The sequence below is a fragment of the Ventrimonas sp. genome, from assembly GCF_048380235.1.
Lineage (GTDB): Bacteria > Bacillota > Clostridia > Lachnospirales > Lachnospiraceae > Brotaphodocola.
The window spans coordinates 1-2,965 of the sequence record NZ_DBFCCJ010000048.1 but is presented as its reverse complement, the minus strand read 5'-3'; the positions used below and the strand labels follow the sequence as shown (position 1 = coordinate 2,965).

The window sequence follows — 2,965 nt, the reverse complement described above, 5'->3', positions numbered from 1 at the left end:
GGCACTTTTTCAAAGTGTAATAACCCACTATGACACTTTCATCCATACTGGCTGCAAAGTGCCGTGGGCTCTCCGAGGGCTCTCCCGAGGGGGAATGCGGTCACTGCGGTGACCTCTGCTGACCAAGGCGAAAATGTCTGCGCCTTTTCCCATGGTCAGACCGTCTGCATGAAGCTGTTCTGCGGAACATTTCTTGCAGACGGCGGCAGTGAAAACCGTATCTTTCACTGCCTGTCCATAGGCAGCACTGCGGTGCGCCTATGGGGACGGGAGATGCGAGGGGCTGTTGCCGGAGCATCACTTCTCCCGTTTTTTCTGCCATACGATGTCGTAGCCAAGCACAGCGGCAAGCTCCAATACTTCCTTGTATCGGATGCTTTCCCGCTGCAATTTTGCGGACAGGTTGGAAACGCTGTCGCTCCATCCGTATTCGTCCGAGAGCAGGTCAACAACTTCCTGCATGGTCATCCCGGCATGGATGATCTGTGCCTTTATTTCGTTGCGTACATTCATATTGAAAAATCCTCCATAATTCTATTTGTGGTTCGGTGCAACCTCTGCACTCCAAAGCGGAGCAGATACACCGAACAGCGAAAAATCTGCAATCTCCAAAATCCGTTCAGAATTTCGCTTGTGATGTCCTGTCCATATATGACCATATCCCACTTTACTGTTTCGTGCAATTTGGTCTGGAACAGTGAAAACACCCATTGTTCCGTGAACAGGTTACACGGTTCAGAGAAGCACGATTTCGTGAAATAGCTTCGTCCTGCGGTCAAAAACTTTGCTGTTTCCATTACCACTGCTTTTCAATGCCCGAAAACAGGTCAGCTTTGAAAGCTGCTGTTTCCTATAACTGGAGAAAACAGGGATAAATGCTGCGTACATACGTACAGAGCATGACTGGCAAAATCATTCCCGCCATTCCTCCGGTACGTACGTACATGACGAAACATCGTAAAACCCATTTATATGAGGTCTTGCCACTGCTTCCACACCCATAAAGCCCCACACCCGCCGTCCGGCAGAGTTGGTGATATTGTTGCAATGCTCCAGATTGAATCTCCCAGCATTGACAATCATGGCGTCGCTGAAGCTGCGGGCTTTCAGCGGTGCAAGGGAATTTTCTTCGCACCACATCCGGTAGATTTCATAGAAATCCTTGGAACTGATGGACGCATCCGCTTTACGCTGGATGTATCCCTCGGAATCCATGAAATCAAAGATATTGTTGTTGTCACGCTTGACCGCTTCCCGGTTTTCCCGGATACGGTCACTCTCCGTAAACTTAAAGTTGTTGGCAACAAGCCGCTGCAAGCCTTCAAATGCCCACAGGAAGATACCCTCGGCTTCAGCTTTCATCTTCTCTGCAAGATCAGGATCGTCAGCTCTGTCCACCGGCTTTTCCTTGGTGGTCAGCACAAGCTGTCTGCGATAAAATCCGTCACTGCGGTCATACAGGGCTTGCAGATCACCGTTACTGAATGCCAGCATCCGGGCGAACATCCAGCCCTGATAACTCTGCTTGCCTTTACGTTCCAAATCCATCTTGCCCTGTGCTGTCACGATGGATTTTACATAGTTGGTCTGGCGCAGAGCTTCCATCCGCATATCATCATCTACGCACAGCAGGATGTGCTCCAGATCGGCACGGGCAAAGCGGTTTTCAGAAATCTTGCCGATGCTGCCGTCCTTCATGTTTGTGCCAAAGATAGCCGAAAGCACCGCACCGATTTGGGATTTACCCTCGCCACCGTTGCCCTTAATCACCATCATGCGCTGTCCTTTGTTGGAGGGGATCAGGCAATAACCGATAAACTCCTGCAAGGTGGGAATGTCTTCCGCATGGAGCAGTCCATTCAAAAAGTTCAGCCAGATCACGGGCGCAGGAGCATCGGGATTGTAGACAACAGGCAGACGGCTTCGCACGATAGCCGGTCTGCCCTCGGTAAATGTGCCGTTCAATAGCAGCGTACCGTTGAACACATGGATGCGATCCTGCTCCGGCGGGAAGTCAGGCACTTGCGCTTCCAGTTTCAGCACTTCCAGAATGTTGGTGATCTTCCGGGGGATGTTGTTCACGGCACAGAATTTCAGCTTGTCGTAAATCTCCCCACGCAGTGGGAGATCGTCCGTCACTCGACCATCGGGCGTAAAAAAAGCTCCGTTTGCGAAGATGATTCTGCGCTCATGCAGAAATTCTTCACAAAACAGAGCTTCGTTGATGTTCTGCCCATCAAACCAGACAGGCAAATTCATATCAGGCGTTTTCCGGTTCTTCGCCATGGTGCGCCACCTCCTTTTTCTTTCGTGTGATGTACTCTTGCAGAAAAGTAATTTTTCCCTCCTTCATCAGCTCGTCCACCAATGCCACCCGCTCTTCCAGATCACCCACGGTCAGCACATCTGCCATATATTCGATAGGACAGTGCATCTGGCAGGCTTCCACAAAACAATCATCCAGAGCCTCCTCCGGTGTTTTGGGTGCATACCGCACTTTCCAATCTTCCAGCAGATGCAGATAATCCGTCAGCACCCGGAAACACAGCATTTCATCCTCCCGGAACTGACGGATATAAGGACGCTTTGGCTTGGCTATAGCTGCGGCAGTGGGCGGTTTCGGGTCAAGTCCGAAGTCCGAAGCCAGCTTTTGCGCTGCTTCATAGCTGCTCATATTGAACAGCCTTGCCACAAGGTCGATCACATCTCCCTTTGCTCCACAGCCGAAGCAGAAGAAATAGTCCTCATTCAGCTTCAAGCTCGGATGCCTGTCATTGTGGAACGGGCAGCAAGCCATACCGTTTCGGTTGACTTTCAGCCCGTAGTGTTCGGCGGCTTGCTTGACACTGATTGCCGCTTTGATGGTTCCATAGATTGTCATAAAAAAACCTCCGTTCATAATATGCTGGAAAGCACGAAGCACCCGCAGTGATTGGCAGGTGCTTCGCTCCTTCTATTATGGTTA

Annotated in this window: 3 protein-coding genes; all 3 read right to left on the bottom strand. The window is 50.6% G+C overall.

The genetic code is table 11. The features are described 5' to 3' along the window. Positions 1–297: 297 nt before the first annotated feature. The 3 genes from ACMP1L_RS08380 to ACMP1L_RS08370 all read right to left on the bottom strand — a co-directional run bounded on the left by ACMP1L_RS08380 (position 298) and on the right by ACMP1L_RS08370 (position 2,881). Positions 298–513: a type 2 periplasmic-binding domain-containing protein gene (locus tag ACMP1L_RS08380; protein WP_215664671.1), complete on the bottom strand. Its 216-nt coding sequence runs from the start codon at positions 511–513 to the stop codon at positions 298–300. A gap of 399 nt (positions 514–912) precedes the next feature. Next, positions 913–2,286 carry a DNA primase family protein gene (locus ACMP1L_RS08375; RefSeq protein ID WP_418452662.1) on the bottom strand — a complete coding sequence of 458 codons (1,374 nt, stop codon included), beginning with the start codon at positions 2,284–2,286 and terminating at the stop codon, positions 913–915. Further along, positions 2,261–2,881 (bottom strand): CHC2 zinc finger domain-containing protein, encoded by a 621-nt coding sequence (locus ACMP1L_RS08370; protein WP_215664675.1) that lies wholly within the window; start codon positions 2,879–2,881, stop codon positions 2,261–2,263. Before ACMP1L_RS08370 ends, ACMP1L_RS08375 begins: the two co-directional genes overlap by 26 nt. Positions 2,882–2,965 lie beyond the last annotated feature (84 nt).

Bases quoted from the DNA above. Each gene is read 5' to 3' on its own strand.
- ACMP1L_RS08380 (WP_215664671.1), bottom strand. From the start codon at position 513: ATGAATGTACGCAACGAAATAAAGGCACAGATCATCCATGCCGGGATG.
- ACMP1L_RS08375 (WP_418452662.1), bottom strand. From the start codon at position 2,286: ATGGCGAAGAACCGGAAAACGCCTGATATGAATTTGCCTGTCTGGTTT.
- ACMP1L_RS08370 (WP_215664675.1), bottom strand. From the start codon at position 2,881: ATGACAATCTATGGAACCATCAAAGCGGCAATCAGTGTCAAGCAAGCC.